Origin of the sequence: Escherichia fergusonii ATCC 35469 (assembly GCF_000026225.1) — a bacterium.
Classification (GTDB): Bacteria; Pseudomonadota; Gammaproteobacteria; order Enterobacterales; family Enterobacteriaceae; genus Escherichia; species Escherichia fergusonii.
Window position 1 is genome coordinate 2,875,161 of record NC_011740.1, and the last position, 18,574, is coordinate 2,893,734.

17 protein-coding genes are annotated in these 18,574 nt (G+C 49.5%); 13 read left to right on the forward strand and 4 right to left on the reverse strand.

Going from position 1 to position 18,574, the window contains the following annotated elements; all coding sequences use genetic code 11:
• Positions 1-3: 3 nt before the first annotated feature.
• Genes EFER_RS14155 through EFER_RS14165 form a run of 3 tightly spaced genes read right to left on the reverse strand, consistent with a single transcriptional unit; the run spans position 4 to position 3,274 of the window.
• Positions 4-834, reverse strand: coding sequence for a transporter substrate-binding domain-containing protein (locus EFER_RS14155; RefSeq protein ID WP_000714397.1), 831 nt, complete (start codon positions 832-834; stop codon positions 4-6).
• A 23-nt stretch (positions 835-857) separates the two neighbouring features.
• Positions 858-1,730, reverse strand: coding sequence for a phytanoyl-CoA dioxygenase family protein (locus tag EFER_RS14160; protein WP_000561619.1), 873 nt, complete (start codon positions 1,728-1,730; stop codon positions 858-860).
• Positions 1,731-1,753: 23 nt separating this feature from the next.
• Entirely contained in the window at positions 1,754-3,274 is a 1,521-nt protein-coding gene (locus tag EFER_RS14165; protein ID WP_000141875.1) for an amino acid ABC transporter permease/ATP-binding protein, read from the reverse strand.
• A 376-nt stretch (positions 3,275-3,650) separates the two neighbouring features.
• On the opposite strand from EFER_RS14165, the gene EFER_RS14170 reads away from it, so the two are divergent.
• The 13 genes from EFER_RS14170 to idi all read left to right on the forward strand — a co-directional run bounded on the left by EFER_RS14170 (position 3,651) and on the right by idi (position 17,010).
• Complete coding sequence (locus EFER_RS14170; RefSeq protein ID WP_001079091.1) at positions 3,651-4,571, forward strand: LysR family transcriptional regulator; 921 nt, start codon at positions 3,651-3,653, stop codon at positions 4,569-4,571.
• A gap of 123 nt (positions 4,572-4,694) precedes the next feature.
• Positions 4,695-5,954, forward strand: a complete 1,260-nt coding sequence (locus EFER_RS14175) for a flavin-containing monooxygenase (RefSeq protein WP_000139239.1) — start codon at positions 4,695-4,697, stop codon at positions 5,952-5,954.
• 14 nt (positions 5,955-5,968) lie between these two features.
• Positions 5,969-6,403: a RidA family protein gene (locus EFER_RS14180; protein WP_001142060.1), complete on the forward strand. Its 435-nt coding sequence runs from the start codon at positions 5,969-5,971 to the stop codon at positions 6,401-6,403.
• The gene (locus EFER_RS14185; protein ID WP_000175821.1) at positions 6,400-7,074 is read left to right on the forward strand and encodes a DUF1028 domain-containing protein; all 675 of its coding nucleotides are present in this window, start codon (positions 6,400-6,402) and stop codon (positions 7,072-7,074) included. The genes EFER_RS14180 and EFER_RS14185 overlap by 4 nt, the downstream gene beginning before the upstream one ends.
• Positions 7,067-8,242 carry an acetylornithine deacetylase gene (argE, locus tag EFER_RS14190; protein WP_001066160.1) on the forward strand — a complete coding sequence of 392 codons (1,176 nt, stop codon included), beginning with the start codon at positions 7,067-7,069 and terminating at the stop codon, positions 8,240-8,242. The genes EFER_RS14185 and argE overlap by 8 nt, the downstream gene beginning before the upstream one ends.
• Before the next feature lie 194 nt (positions 8,243-8,436).
• Positions 8,437-9,837, forward strand: coding sequence for a glutamate decarboxylase (locus EFER_RS14195; RefSeq protein ID WP_000057531.1), 1,401 nt, complete (start codon positions 8,437-8,439; stop codon positions 9,835-9,837).
• Between the two features lie 197 nt (positions 9,838-10,034).
• Positions 10,035-10,982, forward strand: a complete 948-nt coding sequence (gene glsA / locus EFER_RS14200; protein WP_000179868.1) for a glutaminase A — start codon at positions 10,035-10,037, stop codon at positions 10,980-10,982.
• 139 nt (positions 10,983-11,121) lie between these two features.
• Entirely contained in the window at positions 11,122-11,721 is a 600-nt protein-coding gene (gene paoA / locus EFER_RS14205; protein ID WP_000106703.1) for an aldehyde dehydrogenase iron-sulfur subunit PaoA, read from the forward strand.
• The gene (locus EFER_RS14210) at positions 11,718-12,674 is read left to right on the forward strand and encodes an FAD binding domain-containing protein (protein ID WP_000643286.1); all 957 of its coding nucleotides are present in this window, start codon (positions 11,718-11,720) and stop codon (positions 12,672-12,674) included. The genes paoA and EFER_RS14210 overlap by 4 nt, the downstream gene beginning before the upstream one ends.
• Positions 12,671-14,869 carry an aldehyde oxidoreductase molybdenum-binding subunit PaoC gene (paoC, locus tag EFER_RS14215; protein WP_000667070.1) on the forward strand — a complete coding sequence of 733 codons (2,199 nt, stop codon included), beginning with the start codon at positions 12,671-12,673 and terminating at the stop codon, positions 14,867-14,869. Before EFER_RS14210 ends, paoC begins: the two co-directional genes overlap by 4 nt.
• Before the next feature lie 9 nt (positions 14,870-14,878).
• Positions 14,879-15,814, forward strand: coding sequence for an XdhC family protein (locus EFER_RS14220; RefSeq protein WP_000939651.1), 936 nt, complete (start codon positions 14,879-14,881; stop codon positions 15,812-15,814).
• Positions 15,811-16,374 carry a nucleotidyltransferase family protein gene (locus EFER_RS14225; RefSeq protein ID WP_000109440.1) on the forward strand — a complete coding sequence of 188 codons (564 nt, stop codon included), beginning with the start codon at positions 15,811-15,813 and terminating at the stop codon, positions 16,372-16,374. The genes EFER_RS14220 and EFER_RS14225 overlap by 4 nt, the downstream gene beginning before the upstream one ends.
• An 87-nt stretch (positions 16,375-16,461) precedes the next feature.
• Positions 16,462-17,010, forward strand: a complete 549-nt coding sequence (gene idi, locus EFER_RS14230; protein ID WP_000145450.1) for an isopentenyl-diphosphate Delta-isomerase — start codon at positions 16,462-16,464, stop codon at positions 17,008-17,010.
• Between the two features lie 42 nt (positions 17,011-17,052).
• On the opposite strand, the gene lysS is transcribed toward idi, so the two are convergent.
• Entirely contained in the window at positions 17,053-18,570 is a 1,518-nt protein-coding gene (lysS, locus tag EFER_RS14235; RefSeq protein ID WP_000003061.1) for a lysine--tRNA ligase, read from the reverse strand.
• Between the last annotated feature and the right edge of the window lie 4 nt (positions 18,571-18,574).

Below are 18,574 nucleotides of genomic sequence, written 5' to 3' on the forward strand. Positions count from 1 at the left end.
CATTTATTCCGCTTTTGGCATCAGAGTGTTGAGATCTTCCGCAGTTGGCGGGGTGAAGTTATATTTCTTCAGCAAAGCGGCATATTCCGGCGTGGCGCTATATTTTTTTAGCCCCTCTTCCAGCGCGTTTTTCACTACGCTGTTGCCTTTTTTGACACCAAAGCCATTAAGCACTGGATATATCAGAGTATCGGAAGAAATAACCACACGATCGCCCAATTTATCGATCACCCCTTTTGCTACCGCCGCATCAGTGATCTGCGCTTCTACAGCTCGGGAAAGTAGCGCCTGAGTCGTCTGCGGATCAGTGGCATATTCACTAAGGACAATGGGTTCAAGTCCGTTTTTTACGCAGTAATCAGCTGAAAGCTTCTGTAGTTGTGCCAACCAGGAAGTCGCTCCCATCGAACCAATTTTGTGTCCGCAAAAGTCTTCCGGTTTTTTTGGTTGATATTCACTACCTTTCAGCACGAGGATTGATTCACCACTTTTCAGGTAAGGCACCATATCAATGACTTTCAGCCGTTCCGCCGTGATATACATTGAAGAGTTGGTGATATCAAAACGCTCGCCCTGCAATCCTGGGATTAAATTCGGGAAGCGAGTGTCAATATTTACCGCGTCACGCCCCATTACCTTCGCCAGTCCGGCAAGAAACTCAATATCAAATCCGGCTGGTTGATTGTTTTCCATATATTCATAGGGATAAAAGGTCATATCTGATCCGGCAATAATCTTCTCCGGCTGTTGGAAAGCATTGGCATTAAAAGATGCCAGCACAACACTGGCATATAACAACGGGACGGTATTAAGTAAGGTATTGAACTTTTTCATAATATCTCCAGAGAACAGATCAATCAGATGTTGGCAAAATCGTTTCCGGCTTGCTGAACGAAAAAGGATGCACCGCGTGGCTTTTGCGGTAAGCGGAACTGGTTATCACTACTACGGATTAATCCACTCTCTTCCCCGGCGACAATTTGCCCGGCATGAATACTTGGCAACGGATTGTCACCAAAAGGCAAAGCGTCTTCGGCGGCGTATACCGCAATAAACAGTGTGCGCGGCATATCAGTTTCATTAGGACTGGAGGCATGTAACAGACGGGTATGCATAAAACATACTGATCCGGGTGGGCCATAACAGGCCGTTGGTTGTTGGCAATGGGCGTGTTCTATCTGTTGCTCTACCGCTCCGGTAAAACGTTCGTTCTGCCAGTGAGAATATAGTGGCCCCTGATGACTTCCAGGCACCACATTCAGCGGCCCATTTTCTGGTGTCACTTCACTTACCATTAACAGCGCGGTAATGATGTCGTCATTACTGTGCGGGGTGAAAAGAAAATCCTGATGCCATTTCACCTTCGTGGCGGTGTGCGGCAATTTAGAATTAATTTTGCTGTGATGAAAACGCGTACCGCTGCCGCCAATCAATTGCCCGGCGATGGTCGCCATTCTGGAATGCAAAGCAGCATGTTGATAAACAGAAGAAATCTCAGTAGGCGATGTTACACGCCGTAATGAGGGATGTGCCGCTGAGTGATCATCTTCGAGATCAAACCGCGGACGGCCATCCAGCGTTTCTCCCCATGGTTGTTGGTGCTGGCGGCTTTGTTCTACCCAACCATCAAAGTCAACCTGCAATGCTGTAATCTCTTCTGTCGTAAGAACATCTTCGACGACCAGAAATCCCTGTTGGTGAAACTGCTCAATTTGCCATTGTGCGATCATGATTTTTCCTTTCAGTCAGAGGGTTAAGCCAGAGAGACATCTTTCAGGAAGGCATCAACACGCGGATGATGCCCTTCACGCATTGCTTGCGGCGTGTCGTCACACACCACACGTCCTTTTTCCATAAAGACAATTCGGTCTGAAACTTTGAAGGCAAAATTCATCTCATGGGTCACGATCACCATGGTGATACCTTCTTGCGCCAGTGATTCAATTACCTGCAGCACTTCATTCACCTTCTCAGGATCAAGGGCTGAAGTGGGTTCATCGAACAACATGATTTGCGGTCGCATCATTAACGCCCGGGCGATCGCCACGCGTTGTTGCTGCCCACCAGAAAGCTGATGCGGATACTTCCAGGCGTGGTCCAACATGCCGACCTTATGCAACAACTCACAGGCTTGTTGTTTGAGTTCTACTTCACTTGCCAGCCGGTGGTATCGCGGAGCCAGTAGCAAATTGCCAAGTACAGTAAGGTGAGGAAACAGATTGAAACTCTGAAAGACCATGCCAATATTCATGCGATGTTGAGCATTTTCAGTAAAACGTGGTTTTTGCTGCCCCTGACGATTGAGATGAATAAATGGCTGACCATTGATTTTAATTTCGCCATTGTCGATCTGCTCAAGCCCATTGAGCAGGCGAATCAGTGTGGTTTTACCGGAACCGGATGGTCCGATGACTGATACCACCTCCCCCGGTTGAATCCTCAGGCTAACGGCCCCCAACACTTCGACATTGTTATATGCTTTGTGCAGTCTGGATGCCTGCAATGCAGGTGCCGCCTGGTCTGAAAAATGGCGTGCTGTCGTTGGTTGCCCGGCAACTGCCAGCTGGCGCATTTCGGCATCTACCGGACGAGAAGTATTGCGCTGAGTCACATCAAGATATTTCTCCAGACGTTTCAGTAGGAAATCAAATACCGTCACGATAAATACGTAATAGAACGCCACGGCAGCCATGGTTTCCATAACAAGAAAGTTTTGCGAATAGAGACGCTGTCCGACCATTAAAATCTCGGTGAGCGAAATCACTGAAACTAAAGAACTGAGTTTCACAATGGCGATATATTCATTTGCCAGTGCGGGTAGCGCGACGCGTAATGCCTGAGGGATAACCACCCGCCACTGTGTTCCGGCGTAGCGCATACCCAGCGCTCTGGCAGCTTCACTTTGCCCTTTTGGAATAGACAACAATCCCCCACGATGAATTTCCGCAATATATGCTGCCTCGCAAAGTACCATAGCAATTAATCCGGCGCGGAAAGGATCATTTAATATCGATGCCAGAGAGGGCATTGCCTGCGGTAAGTTATATACAAAAATCAGCAATACCAGTAACGGAATACTGCGAAATAACCAAATATAGATTCGTGCCGGCGTATTGAATAACTTACGTGGCGATTGCTTTGCCAGTGCAAGAATAAAGCCCAGCACAATGCTGAAAAACCAGGTCAGCAAACTTAATTTAATGACAGTCCAGGTGGCCTGCCAGAAATCATGATTACTGAGTAGACTTAACATATAGTTCCAGTCAAACGTCATGGGCTATTCCACTCATCATAATTAACGGAAGTCGGGGCTTACTTGTTATTGCAAACCAGTGAACCCTCGTTCGTCTTGCCGTGATACTATGCTTATAATTTTCTTGTGCTGGCAATTAGAAAATTTCTGGCCTTTAGGATTAAAAAAACTATACAACTTCGCAAACATAAAAAATCATGTTTAACACTTCTCAAATGAACAAAAATGAATTTGCACAACATTGGGGCAAATAAAATTCCACAAGGGTGCAGCATGATTCAAAGCGGTGCAGAATGCTCGCCATTTATTAAAAAACGGTTAATTTATCTGAAAATGTTTATGGCACGACTCTTGCTACATATATTTTATATCTAACAGGATAACTGACAGGTAGCCTATGAACCGATTTACCCTTAAACAACTTAAATATTTTGTCACCGTCGTCGAAACAGAAAGTATTGCTGAAGCTTCACGTCAGTTACACATTGCCCAACCTTCAATTTCTATTGCGATTAAAAATCTCGAAAGCACCTTTGATCAACAACTCTTTATTCGCCACCATGCGCAAGGTGTATCGTTAACATCAGGTGGCAGACGTTTCTATGAAAAGGCGAAAGAGCTCTTGCGCTTATCCTGGGAGTTCGAGCAAAACTCACGTGCCGATAAGGACATGATTTCAGGAACAATTTCAATAGGTTGTTTTGAATCGGTAGCCCCGTTATATATGCCGAAACTGGTTGCAGGATTCAAAAAACTTTATCCTGAAATTACTCTGCAACTTTATGATGGTGAGCAACATGAATTAATGCACGGTTTACATCGTGGGCGATTTGATCTGGCTTTGTTGTATGATCTGGAGCTGGGTCATACCATCCATAAAGAATTACTTAACGCACCGCACCAGCCTTATGCATTATTGCCCGCATCACATCCTTTGGCACGAAAAAAGAGCGTGACACTGCAGGAACTGAGCAAGGAACCCATGATCTTGCTTGATGCCGTGCCGAGCAAAAATTATTTTGTCGCTATTTTCAAAGAAAAAGGTTATCACCCTCATATTGCTTACAGTTCACCTTCTATTGAAATGGTACGTTGTATGGTTGGACAAGGGTTAGGATTTTCAGTATTAGTTACCCGCCCCTGCAGCGATATAACCTATGATGGTGAGCGTCTTGTACAACTCGATATAGAAGATGAAATGCCTGCATCAACATTAATAATGGCACACCTTGCAAATAATGAACCTACCCGACCGACGCAATTATTTATGGATTACTGCCGTAACCGTGAATTAATGCCGCCAGGATTACATTATTAAGCCTCGTAATTTTATATACTCAAGAACGTTTTATAATAATTTACCCACTGCGCGTTGTTATTTAATCTGAGCTTAGTCAATTCCGGTAAATACGCCGGTTCACCGTGCGAAAGGATAACAATAATGACAGAGCAAATAACCGTTACAGATACATTAGTGGTTGGTGCGGGACAGGCAGGTGTGGCGATGAGTGAACATCTCACGAATCTTGACATTCCTCATCTGGTACTTGAAAAACAACGGATTGCTGAAGCCTGGCGCAGTGGACGCTGGGACTCGCTGGTAGCTAATGGCCCGGCATGGCATGACAGATTCCCGAATATGTCGTTTCCTGACTGTGATGGCGACAGCTTCGTAGCAAAAGATCAGGTTGCCGACTATTTCGAAAGCTGGGCTAAAACCTTCAACGCGCCCATTCGTACAGGTGTTGAAGTATTACATGCACAAGCTTTAGACGGACGTCCAGGTTTTCGCGTCGAAACCTCTAAGGGTGTTATTGAAACCCAACGAATTATTGCTGCCACCGGACCATTTCAAAAACCCGTTATTCCCGCGATTGCCCAACAAAATAGTGATCTTCACCAGATACACTCTGCCCATTACTTCCGCCCACAACAATTACCCGCAGGAGGCGTACTGGTCATCGGTGCCGGATCTTCCGGGGTGCAAATTGCTGATGAATTACAGCGCGCAGGCAAAAAGGTCTGGTTATCGGTTGGCGCACATGATCGCCCTCCTCGTCGTTATCGTCAGCGTGATTTCTGTTGGTGGCTGGGGGTGTTGGGCCTTTGGGAAGCCTCCGTCAAACAACCCGGGAAAGAGCATGTCACCATCGCCGTGAGCGGTGCCCGTGGCGGTCATACTGTTGATTTCCGCCAACTGGCACATCGTGGCATCACACTGGTGGGGCAAACCCTGGAATTAAACCACGGTAAAGCGCTCTTCGGTGATGATCTTCAGGAAAACATTCGTCGGGGTGATGAGTCCTACCTGGAGTTGCTGGACGCTGCAGATGCCTACATTACCCGCAATGGTCTTAAATTACCTGAAGAACCAGAAGCCCGTTATTTCCTGCCAGATCCGCAATGCCTGACTCACCCTTTGCACGAGCTGGATCTGGCTAATGCCGGAATCACCTCTGTTATCTGGGCAACGGGTTATGCCACCGACTACCGTTGGCTGAAAGTAAATGCTTTTGATGAACACAACCAGCCATGCCACCAGCGTGGAATTTCCAGCGAACCTGGTATCTATTTTCTGGGGCTTCCCTGGCTTTCCCGCCGTGGCTCCTCTTTTATCTGGGGCGTGTGGCATGACGCGAAATATATTGCCGATCACATTGCTATCCAGCGTCAGTACCAGGCCTACCATCCCTCTCATTAATAAGGATAAATACTATGCCAACACATACACGTATTCGGATGTTCAACACCAAAGAAACTTACCCTAATCAGACACTGAACAATGACCTGTGTCAGGCGGTGCGGGCAGGCAATACCGTTTATTTGCGCGGTCAGGTAGGTACGGATTTTGCGGGCAATCTGGTTGGGCCAGGTGATGCCCGTGCGCAGGCAGAACAGGCGATGAAAAATGTAAAAATGCTGCTGGAAGAAGCAGGAAGTGATCTTTCACACATTGTAAAAACCACCACTTATCTCATCGATCCCCGTTATCGTGAACCGGTGTATCAGGAGGTCGGTAAATGGTTAAAAGGCGTATTTCCTGTCTCGACTGGCCTGGTGGTCTCGGCGCTGGCCCAACCACAATGGTTAATGGAAATTGACGTAACAGCCGTTATTCCTGAAGACTGGAATAAGAAGGTGCTTTTATGACGCTCTCGATTACGGCTTTATGCCCGGAATCCGGGCAATTAGGTATAGCAATCAGCTCTTCAAGCATTGCGGTCGGCGCACGTTGCCCATGGTTACAGGCAGGCATCGGCGCAGTTGCCAGTCAAAACATTACATTGCCAGCCTTAGGGCCACAAATTCTTGCCGGTCTGGAGTCAGGGTTAACAGCAGAACAGGCGTTGAAACGAGCACTGGGAGAAGATCGTTTTAGTGAATATCGTCAGGTGGCAGTCATGAGTGCTGATGGCATAAGCGCGATTTTTAGCGGCGAACAAACATTAGGAATATGGCATGTTCAACAGGGCGAAAACTGTGTGGCTGCGGGGAATATGCTCGCCAGCCAGCAAGTCATCACCGCCATGATTACCGCTTTTGAGAATGCGACTGGTGAACTGACCAGCCGTTTACTTGCGGCGCTCCGGGCAGGAATTGATCAGGGAGGCGAAGCTGGCCCGGAACATTCTGCGGCCGTAAAAGTCGTGGATGATTATATCTGGCCAGTTGTTGATCTGCGCATCGACTGGGCTGATGCTGATCCTGTGGCCAGCTTGCAAGCGCTATGGCAGGCTTATGAACCACAAATGGAGGCGTACATTACCAGAGCACTGGACCCACGTGATGCTCCTGGCTATGGCGTACCGGGCGATGAATAACTCAGTACAGGAGTTACTCGCGCAGTTGCTGGCTTTTGACACCACCAGCCGGGAATCAAACCTGGCAATGATAATGATGATTCGAGATTTCCTCGATGCTCGTGGTGTGACCTCGCAACTCTTTTATGATGATACGGGGTGTAAAGCAAATCTGTATGCGCGGATTGGACCGGCAGGAGGCGGAGGCGTCATGCTTTCAGGCCACACCGACGTAGTGCCAATAGATGGACAGTCATGGACAGTACCGCCCTTTGCCTTAACGGAACGTGATGGGCGTTTTTACGGACGCGGTAGTGCAGATATGAAAGGGTTTATTGCCTGTGTACTGGCATCACTGGAAACCTTTCTCGTTGCGCCATTGCGTATGCCACTTCACCTGGCATTTTCGTATGACGAAGAAGTGGGTTGCCTGGGAGTGCGCAGCCTCGTGGAGCATATCGGAGCATCCGCAGAAAAACCTGCACTATGCATTATCGGTGAGCCAACTGAAATGCAGCCGGTTTTTGGACATAAAGGTAAGTTGGCAATGCGCTGCCGTGTGAACGGTCACGCTTGCCACTCTGCCCATGCACCAGAGGGTGTTAACGCAATCAGTTATGCTGCCCAACTGATCAGCCATCTTGATGAACTGGGCAGTGTCTTTTCTCGCAGGCAAGATCCTCGTTTTACTCCTTGCGGTGCAACAATACAGGTTGGCGTTATTGCTGGCGGTACTGCCCTGAATATCGTGCCGCAAAGTTGTTGGTTTGATTTTGAGATTCGCTATCTGCCCGGAACGCGTCCGCAAGATGTCACCGAAGCCCTGGCGGCCTGGGCCGAAAGCCAGTTACTTCCGTCAATGCGTAAGGTTGCCAAAAGTTCCGAGATTCGTTTTCAGCAACTTAGCCATTACCCTGGTTTGCTGAGCGATCCGCAAAGCAGTTTTGCCAGAGCACTGGCGCAATGGTGTGACAGTACATGTTTCTCAACCGTAGCCTTTGGCACAGAAGGAGGATTGTTTAGTGAAGCGGGTGTGCCAACGCTCATCTGTGGGCCTGGAAGCATGGCACAAGGGCATAAAGCAGATGAATATGTCAGTATTGCGCAAATTGAGCGCTGCATGACAATGCTTAAAAATTTATGCGACTGGATGTGTCTGGATAATAAAAATTATTTTGATACAAATTAAATGATACGTGCGAACATTATTTTCCGTTGGAAATAGCAATTAAAGCTTCCCATAATAGTAAAAATGGACCACCTTACTTACCTAAATATAATACCTTAATATGCTTAGGATTTAGTTATTCGCCATAACCTTGATCCAACCTGAGATAAATCCTACTTTTTTCAGGCACCCAAAAACATATCAAGGAGTTTAAAATGGCTCAGAAGCTGTTAACAGATTTTCGCTCCGAACTACTCGATTCTCGTTTCGGCGCTAAAGCCATTTCGACCGTAGCGGAATCAAAACATTTCCCGCTGCATGAAATACGCGACGATATTGCCTATCAGATTATCAGCGACGAATTATTTCTCGACGGTAATGCCCGTCAAAACCTTGCAACATTTTGCCAGACCTGGGATGACGAAAATGTTCATAAACTGATGGACTTATCGATCAATAAAAACTGGATCGATAAAGAAGAATACCCACAATCAGCCGCTATCGACCTGCGTTGCGTCAACATGGTTGCCGACCTGTGGAATGCGCCAAAACCTAAAAATGGCCAGGCAGTTGGTACTAACACCATCGGTTCTTCCGAAGCCTGTATGCTGGGCGGGATGGCAATGAAATGGCGCTGGCGTAAACGTATGGAAGCCGCCGGAAAACCAACCGATAAACCAAACCTGGTCTGCGGCCCGGTACAGATTTGCTGGCACAAATTCGCCCGTTACTGGGATGTCGAATTACGCGAAATTCCTATGCGCCACGGCCAGTTGTTTATGGATCCACAACGCATGATTGAAGCGTGCGACGAAAACACCATCGGTGTGGTGCCGACCTTTGGTGTGACTTACACCGGTAACTATGAGTTCCCGCAGCCACTGCACGATGCACTGGACAAATTCCAGGCAGATACCGGTATCGACATTGATATGCATATTGATGCCGCCAGTGGTGGCTTCCTGGCTCCGTTTGTTGCCCCGGATATCGTCTGGGACTTCCGCCTGCCGCGTGTGAAATCAATCAGCGCTTCTGGTCACAAATTCGGCCTTGCTCCGCTGGGCTGCGGCTGGGTTATCTGGCGTGATGAAGAAGCATTGCCGAAAGAACTGATCTTCAACGTTGACTATCTCGGTGGTCAAATCGGTACTTTCGCCATCAACTTCTCCCGCCCGGCAGGCCAGGTTATTGCTCAGTATTACGAGTTCCTGCGCCTGGGTCGTGAAGGCTATACCAAAGTTCAGAATGCCTCTTATCAGGTGGCGGCTTATCTGGCACGGGAAATCGCACGGTTAGGGCCGTATGAATTTATTTGTACCGGTCGCCCGGACGAAGGTATTCCTGCGGTGTGCTTCAAACTGAAAGATGGGGAAGATCCAGGTTACACCCTGTATGACCTCTCTGAACGTCTGCGCTTGCGTGGCTGGCAAGTTCCGGCCTTTACCCTTGGCGGTGAAGCCACTGATATCGTAGTAATGCGTATTATGTGCCGCCGTGGCTTCGAAATGGACTTCGCTGAATTACTGCTGGAAGACTATAAAGCTTCTCTGAAATATCTCAGCGATCATCCGAAATTACAGGGCATTGCGCAGCAAAATAGCTTTAAACATACCTGATAGTGACAATTAATTTCCTGAAAGCAGAATGTTCAGATTGGTAATCAATCTGAACATTCCTGTATTTTATTTTCAGTAATTATTATCTGCTTAAACATAGCCTGAAATAAAACGGTCCTTTCGTACAGGCTATATATTTACATCCAATTATTCACATCCAGATAAAAAGCTGCCTTTTATTAGAAAGGAGAAAATTAATGGCTACTGAACATGACAAATTACAACAAGCAGTCAAAAAAGCATGGCAACAATATTCAACACTACAAGGCGGCACAAACGCCAGCTATATTCCTTATCTTGCCAGTGTTCCGGCAAATCTCTCGGCATTAGCCATTGTTACCGCTGACGGCGACATCATTACGCAGGGAGACACCGAATATCGTTTCGCTCTGGAATCCATTTCTAAAATCTGCACCCTTGCACTGGCATTGGAAGATGTCGGCCCGGAAGAAGTGCATAACAAGATTGGTGCCGATCCAACTGGCTTACCGTTTAACTCGGTTATTGCTCTGGAACTGCATCAGGGTAAGCCGCTGTCACCATTGGTCAATGCCGGCGCTATGTCTACCGTCAGCCTGGTGAATGCGCGGGATCGTGAAAACCGTTGGTCACGCATTCTTCATATGCAGCAGCAACTTACCGGAGCACCAGTGGCACTGTCTGACGAAGTGAATCAATCGGAACAAACAACTAATTTCCATAACCGCGCAATTGCCTGGCTGCTGTATTCCGCTAACACACTTTACTGCGATCCCATGGAAGCCTGCGACGTTTACACCCGCCAGTGTTCAACGCTTATTAATACCATTGAACTGGCAACCATTGGGGCAACCTTTGCTGCCGGAGGAGTCAATCCCCTGAGCAAACAACGGGTAGTGAAAGAGGAAAATGTGCCTTTTATTCTGGCGGAGATGATGATGGAAGGAATGTATGGCAGCTCTGGCGACTGGGCTTATACCGTTGGATTACCTGCAAAAAGCGGTGTCGGCGGCGGTATTCTGGCTGTCGTCCCCGGAGTAATGGGAATTGCGGCCTTTGCCCCGCCCCTGGATGACGCTGGCAATAGCGTTCGTGGGCAAAAAATGGTGGCAGCCGTTGCTCAGGAACTGGGCTATAACCTGTTTCGTGGTCATCAGACTCGCTGATTAATTCCCGCTTTTTAGGCCAGATGCAAAGATTTAAGAATCATCCCATACCCGTGCCAACTATGCTTAATGTTCAAAAAACGAGCGCGGCGCGGATATAACACCATTCTTAAATCAACTTATTATGCGGAGGCCTGGCATGAGCACCCCTGGCAACAATGCTGAAGAGAACCGTCCAGGCAACACCCTGGGCCATCACGATCTTAGTGTACCCCCTCCCCCCCAATACTTACCTTTAACACTGAATATCAACGGCAAATACCACCAGCTTAAGGTTGATAGCCGCACCACATTGTTGGATGTTTTACGTGAAAATCTGCAACTGACGGGAACGAAAAAAGGATGTGATCACGGGCAGTGTGGCGCGTGTACCGTTATCGTCAATGGCCGACGTGTCAATGCCTGCCTGACGCTGGCAATTATGAATCAGGATGCTGATGTCATTACCATTGAAGGACTCGGTACGCCAGAAAACCTGCATTTAATGCAAGCGGCCTTTATCAAACATGACGGTTTTCAATGTGGTTACTGTACCCCCGGACAAATTTGTTCGGCAGTCGCCATGCTGGAAGAGCTTGATGCCGGGATCCCCAGCCACGTAACGGAAAATTTGCTGACGCCACCAGAACAAACCGCTGACGAAATACGCGAACGCATGAGCGGCAATCTGTGCCGCTGCGGTGCTTACTCCAACATTCTTGCTGCAATTGAGGATGTCGCCAGGAGTAAAAAATCATGAAAGCTTTTACGTTTGAACGCGCAAACACTCCCGCCGAAGCCGCCGCCAGCGCACAACGTACACCTGGGGCGAAATTTATTGCTGGTGGAACCAATCTTCTTGATTTGATGAAACTGGAGATTGAAACCCCGACACATCTTATTGATGTCAATCACCTGGGCATGAATCACATTGAGCCCACTACGGCTGGTGGGCTGCGTATTGGCGCTCTGGTGCGTAATGCTGATCTGGCGGCAGATGAACGTATTCGCCGGGATTACGCCGTGCTCTCACGGGCATTACTGGCAGGAGCGTCGGCGCAACTGCGTAACCAGGCAAGCACCGCCGGAAATTTACTCCAGCGTACGCGTTGCCCCTATTTTTATGACACTAATCAGCCGTGTAATAAACGCCAGCCTGGAAGTGGTTGCGCCGCACTGCATGGCAAAAACCGCCAACTGGCAGTGGTCGGCACCAGCGACGCCTGTATTGCCACACATCCCAGCGATATGGCCGTAGCCATGCAATTGCTCGATGCGGTTGTAGAAACCGTGACCCCGGATGGCAGCGAACGGCACATTCCACTTAGCGATTTTTATTGCTCTCCCGGCGACTCACCTCAGCGTGAAACGGTATTAACCGCAGGGGAATTGATCGTCGCCGTCACTTTGCCCCCGCCCATTGTCGGCACACATGTTTATCGCAAAATCCGTGATCGCGCCTCTTATGCCTTTGCACTGGTATCTGTGGCCGCCATTATTCAGCCCGATGGAAACGGTCGCGTTGCCTTAGGGGGCGTAGCACACAAACCCTGGCGTATGAATGAAGCAGATAAACGCATTCCCCTGGGTACAAAGGCGGTTTATGAACAACTGTTCGCTACTGCCCACCCGACTGCAGAAAATGAATACAAGCTCATTCTGGCGAAGCGCACACTCGCCTCAGTATTAACGCAAGCGGGAGTAACACGATGAAATTTGATAAACCAGCAGGTCAAAACCCTGTTGATCGGCTCCTGGTTGTCGGTCATCCTCATGACCGCATTGATGGTAAACGTAAAGTCACTGGTACTGCTCCGTACGCCTGGGAATGGCATGATGAAGCCACAAAAGTTGCGTATGGCTACATTGTGACCTCAGCTATCGCCAAAGGTCGGATTACATCACTCGACACACACAATGCGGACAACGCACCTGGTGTGCTGGCGGTAGTTACGGCACAAAATGCCGGGCCACTCGGTAAAGGAGAACAAAACACAGCTACACTGCTCGGTGGCCCGGAAATTGAACACTACCATCAGGCTATTGCGCTGGTAGTGGCTGAAACGTTTGAACAGGCGCGAGCTGCTGCTTCTCTGGTTCAGGTGCAATATGAACAGCAAGCTGGTGAGTATGATCTTGCCGCAGCCATACCCAATGCCACTGCGCCCCCCGAATATGAAGAAGATAAAACAACGGGTGACTTCGCCAGTGCCTTTGCAGGTGCTGCGATAACCCTTGATGCAACCTACACCACGCCGGATCAAAGCCATATGGCAATGGAACCCCATGCATCATTAGCTTTCTGGCATGGCGATCAACTAACGATCCGCACTTCCAATCAGATGATCGACTGGTGTCGTAGCGATCTGGCGAAAACGCTAAAAATACCAAAGGAAAAGATCCGCGTGTTATCGCCGTGGATCGGCGGCGGTTTTGGCGGAAAACTGTTTCTGCGCAGTGATGCCCTACTGGCAGCGATTGGCGCAAGAATGATCCAGCGTCCGGTGAAAGTGATGCTCCCTCGCCCTGTCATAGCAAATAACACCACCCATCGCCCGGCAACCATTCAGCGTATTCGTCTTGGCACCGATATTGAAGGACGTATTTGCGCAATTTCGCATAAAAGTTATTCCGGCAATCTGCCCGGCGGCACTCCAGAAATCGCCGTTCAACAAAGTGAACTTCTGTATGCAGGAGCTCATCGTCATACCGGATTGCGACTGGCAAAACTCGATCTTCCTGAGGGCAATGCCATGCGTGCCCCCGGCGAAACGCCGGGATTGATGGCTCTGGAGATCGCTATCGATGAAATTGCGGAAAAAGCGGGCCTCGATCCTGTAGAGTTCCGCATACTTAACGACACACAAGTTGATCCCGCTAACCCGAATCGCCCCTTCTCGCGTCGTCAATTGGTTGAATGCCTGCGCACGGGTGCAGACCGTTTTGGCTGGAGCAAACGCAACGCCAGACCAGGACAAAACAAAGAAGGTGAATGGCTGACAGGAATGGGAATGGCGGCTGGTTTTCGCAATAATTTGCTGACCCCTTCCGGGGCACGTGTGCATCTGGAGTTGGACGGTACGCTTACGGTTGAAACCGATATGACGGATATCGGTACGGGCAGTTACACCATCATTGCCCAGACTGCCGCCGAAATGTTGGGGCTGCCACTGGAAAAAGTGAATGTGCACCTTGGTGATTCCAGTTTTCCGATATCCGGTGGTTCGGGCGGACAATGGGGAGCCAACACATCGACATCGGGCGTTTATGCTGCCTGCGTCAAACTACGTGAAGCCATTGCTAAAAAGCTGGGATTTGCGCCCGACGATACGGAGTTTACCGGCGAGAAGGTGCATTGTGGTGAGCGTCATGCGCGTTTAACGGATGCACTCAACAACGGCAGAATCAGCGCGCAGGATCAGATTGAATTTGGCGATCTGGATGAACAGTTCCAGCAATCCACTTTTGCCGGGCATTTTATTGAAGTTGCTGTACACCGGATGACCGGTGAGATTCGTGTACGACGAATGTTGGCAGTATGTGCTGCCGGGCGAATTCTTAACCCCAAAACAGCACGTAGCCAGGTGATTGGTGCTATGACCATGGGCCTGGGTGCGGCATTAATGGAGGAGTTGTTGGTTGATACTCGCCAGGGTTATTTCGTTAATCATGATATGGCGAGCTATGAGATCCCGGTACATGCTGACATCCCCCTTCAGGAAGTGATCTTCCTGGATGATACAGATCCCGTCTCATCGCCTGTGAAAGCCAAAGGGGTAGGAGAACTGGGGCTTTGCGGCGTCAGCGCGGCAATTGCCAACGCGATTTATAACGCCACCGGTGTACGCCGACGAGATTACCCCATTACGCCAGATAAACTCCTGTGCGCCCTTCCTGATCGCTTGTGAGGTTAAACCATGTTGCAAAAGGTCACTCACAATCACATTTTAGCCACGCCAAAGCAGGCACTGCTAACCGATGACCGTCAGAGGGTTTTACGTTTTGCTGCCGAGGCGTTAACGGCGGGTATGGCTGCAGCACTGGTTACGCTTGTGGAAGTTCGTGGCGGGGCAGCAAGGCGCCCCGGCGCGCAGATGGCGGTACGTGAAGATGGCGCGTACTGCGGCTTTGTCTCCGGCGGCTGCGTGGAAGCGGCTGCCGCTTATGAAGCACTGGAAGCGCTCGCCTGTGGTGTTGACCGCAAGGTTATTTACGGAGTAGGTTCTCCCTGGTTCGATATCGTACTGCCTTGCGGCGGCGGTATTACCCTGGCAGTTCACTGCCTTAAATCAGTAACACCTTTGCTGGCAGTACTTAATCAATTAACTCAACGTCAACCAGCCGGGCTGCGCTACTCGTCTGCAGATCAATCGTTGCAGTTTCTTGCCCACGCACCACAAAGCTCCAGGCAGGAAGATTTCATCGCAATAGGTTATCGCCCCGCTACGCGGGTCGTCATTTTCGGTCATTCGGTTGAAGCACAGGCTACCGCCAGTATCGCGAAGACGGCGGGATATGATGTACAAACCAGTGATACTTTTACTCCCCAGTTGGCAACGTTAGTCGATACCGATACTGCGGTGATTTTGTTATTGCACGACCTGGATATTGAACAGCCAGTGCTGGAGGTAGCACTGGCCGCAAAGCCTTTCTATATTGGCGCCATGGGCAGTCAACGTACACATCTTAAACGTGTCCAACGTTTGCAAAACAAGGGCTGGAGTGAAAAGGAAATTGCACGGATAAAAGCACCAATTGGTATCTTCCCAAAAGCCCGTGATGCATATTCACTGGCGCTTTCAGTGCTGGCAGACGTGGCGGCTGTACGCCACCAGCAGGGGAACGAAGTATGAGCGTTGCTCTGGTAGTCATTGTCCTGGCTGCGGGGGCTGGAAGACGGTTTATCGCTTCCGGCGCAAAGACACACAAACTCGATACTCTCCTTCATCATCAGACCGTGCTCGGGCATGTGCTGACGACAGTAAAAGCTTCCGGGCTGGGCTGCTATGTTGTACGGCCAGCTGGCGGTACTGCGGGTATAGGCGAATCTATTGCATTGGGTGTGAAAGCCACGGCTAACGCCGGGGGATGGTTAATTCTGCCCGCTGATTTACCCCTTATCCGTTCTGCTACACTGCGACAGGTAGCCCAGGAACTGGAGAATAAACCGATCGTGGTGCCTTTCTGGCAGCAACAAGCCGGGCATCCGGTCGGATTTGCTGGTGAATATTTTACGCCACTGAGCCAACTGACGGGCGACTGTGGAGGTCGTGAAATTGTCCGCGCCGCGCGTAAAAAAGGTTTGGTGTTGGATTGTCCAGTTACTGACCGTGGCATTGTACAAGATATTGATACCCTGGCTGATTTGCACCTTGCCAGACATTTTTCGCCAACATACAGTGTTGATGACTAATACCATTTGTTCAATTTCAGGCTACTGTTGTACTAAGCACAAGACCTGCGCAGTTTGTCGGCTATATTTTTCACATCAGGAGTTTTCATGACCGGGGAACATGTCATTTTAGTGGATGCGCAAGGCAAGCCTTTCGCAACGCGGGAAAAATATGCCGCTCACACTTCTGAGACACCTTTACATCTCGCTTTTTCAAGTTGGCTATTTAACAACGAAGGTCAGTTACTGGTTACCCGCCGCGCACTGAGCAAAAAAGCATGGCCTGGCGTGTGGACTAACTCGGTTTGTGGGCACCCACAACTGGGAGAAAGCAACGAAGACGCGGTGATCCGCCGTTGCCGTTATGAGCTTGGCGTGGAAATTACGCCTCCTGAATCTATCTATCCTGACTTCTGCTATCGCGCCACCGATCCGAATGGCATTGTAGAAAATGAAGTATGTCCGGTATTTGCCGCACGCACGACCAGTGCGTTACAGATCAACGATGATGAAGTGATGGATTATCAATGGTGTGATTTAGCAGCGGTTTTACGCGGTATTGATGCCACACCGTGGGCGTTCAGTCCGTGGATGGTGATGCAGGCAGCCAATAGTGAAGCAAGAAAATTGTTGTCTGCTTTCGCGCAGCACAATTAAAAAACCCCGACATTTGCCGGGGTTGTGAGCATAATGTAATGCTTATTTCACCGGACGCATCGCAGGGAACAGAATAACGTCACGGATGGTATGGCTGTTGGTGAACAGCATTACCATACGGTCGATACCAATTCCCAGACCTGCTGTCGGCGGTAAGCCGTGTTCCAGTGCGGTGACGTAATCTTCGTCGTAGAACATCGCTTCGTCGTCACCTGCATCTTTCGCGGCAACCTGATCCAGGAAGCGCTGCGCCTGATCTTCCGCGTCATTCAGCTCGCTAAAGCCGTTACCGATTTCACGACCACCAATGAAGAACTCAAAGCGGTCAGTGATTTCCGGGTTAACGTCATTACGACGCGCCAGCGGAGAAACTTCTGCCGGATATTCAGTAATGAAGGTCGGCTGAATCAGATGTGCTTCTGCCACTTCTTCGAAGATCTCGGTAACGATACGGCCCAGACCCCAGCTCTTCTCAACGTGGATGCCGATAGATTCAGCAATCGCTTTCGCAGAGTCGAAGTTGTCCAGATCCGCCATGTCGGTTTCCGGGCGATATTTCTTGATCGCTTCACGCATGGTCAGTTTTTCGAACGGTTTACCGAAGTCCAGCGTCACGTCGCCGTAGGTCACTTCGGTCTTACCGAGAATATCCTGTGCCAGAGTACGGAACAGCGATTCGGTCAGCTCGATCAGATCTTTGTAATCCGCGTAAGCCATGTAGAGTTCCATCATGGTGAACTCTGGGTTATGACGTACGGAGATACCTTCGTTACGGAAGTTACGGTTGATTTCGAATACACGCTCGAAGCCACCAACCACCAGACGCTTGAGGTACAGTTCCGGCGCGATACGCAGGTACATGTCGAGATCCAGCGCGTTATGGTGGGTGATAAACGGACGCGCAGCGGCACCGCCAGGGATCACCTGCATCATCGGCGTTTCAACTTCCATAAAGCCACGATTCACCATGAACTGGCGAATGCCAGAGAGGATCTGCGAACGCACTTTAAAGGTGTTGCGGGATTCATCGTTAGAGATGAGATCCAGATAACGCTGACGATAACGCGCTTCCTGATCCTGCAAACCGTGGAATTTGTCCGGCAGCGGACGCAGTGCTTTGGTCAGCAGACGCAGCTCGGTGCAATGGATCGACAGTTCGCCAGTTTTGGTTTTGAACAGTTTACCTTTCGCGCCGAGGATATCGCCGAGATCCCATTTTTTGAATTGATCGTTATAAACACCTTCCGGCAGATCGTCACGAGCCACATACAGCTGAATGCGACCACCGACATCCTGCAGAGTAACGAAGGAGGCTTTACCCATAATACGACGGGTCATCATGCGGCCAGCAACGGCAACTTCGATGTTCAGTGCTTCCAGTTCTTCGTTTTCTTTGCCGTCGAATTCTGCGTGCAATTGGTCAGAGGTATGATCGCGACGGAAATCGTTCGGGAAGGCAATCCCCTGCTCACGCAGGTTCGCCAGCTTCTCACGACGCGTTTTCAGCTCATTATTAAGATCGACTACCGCGTCAGCGCCCTGTGCGTGTTGTTCAGACATGTTG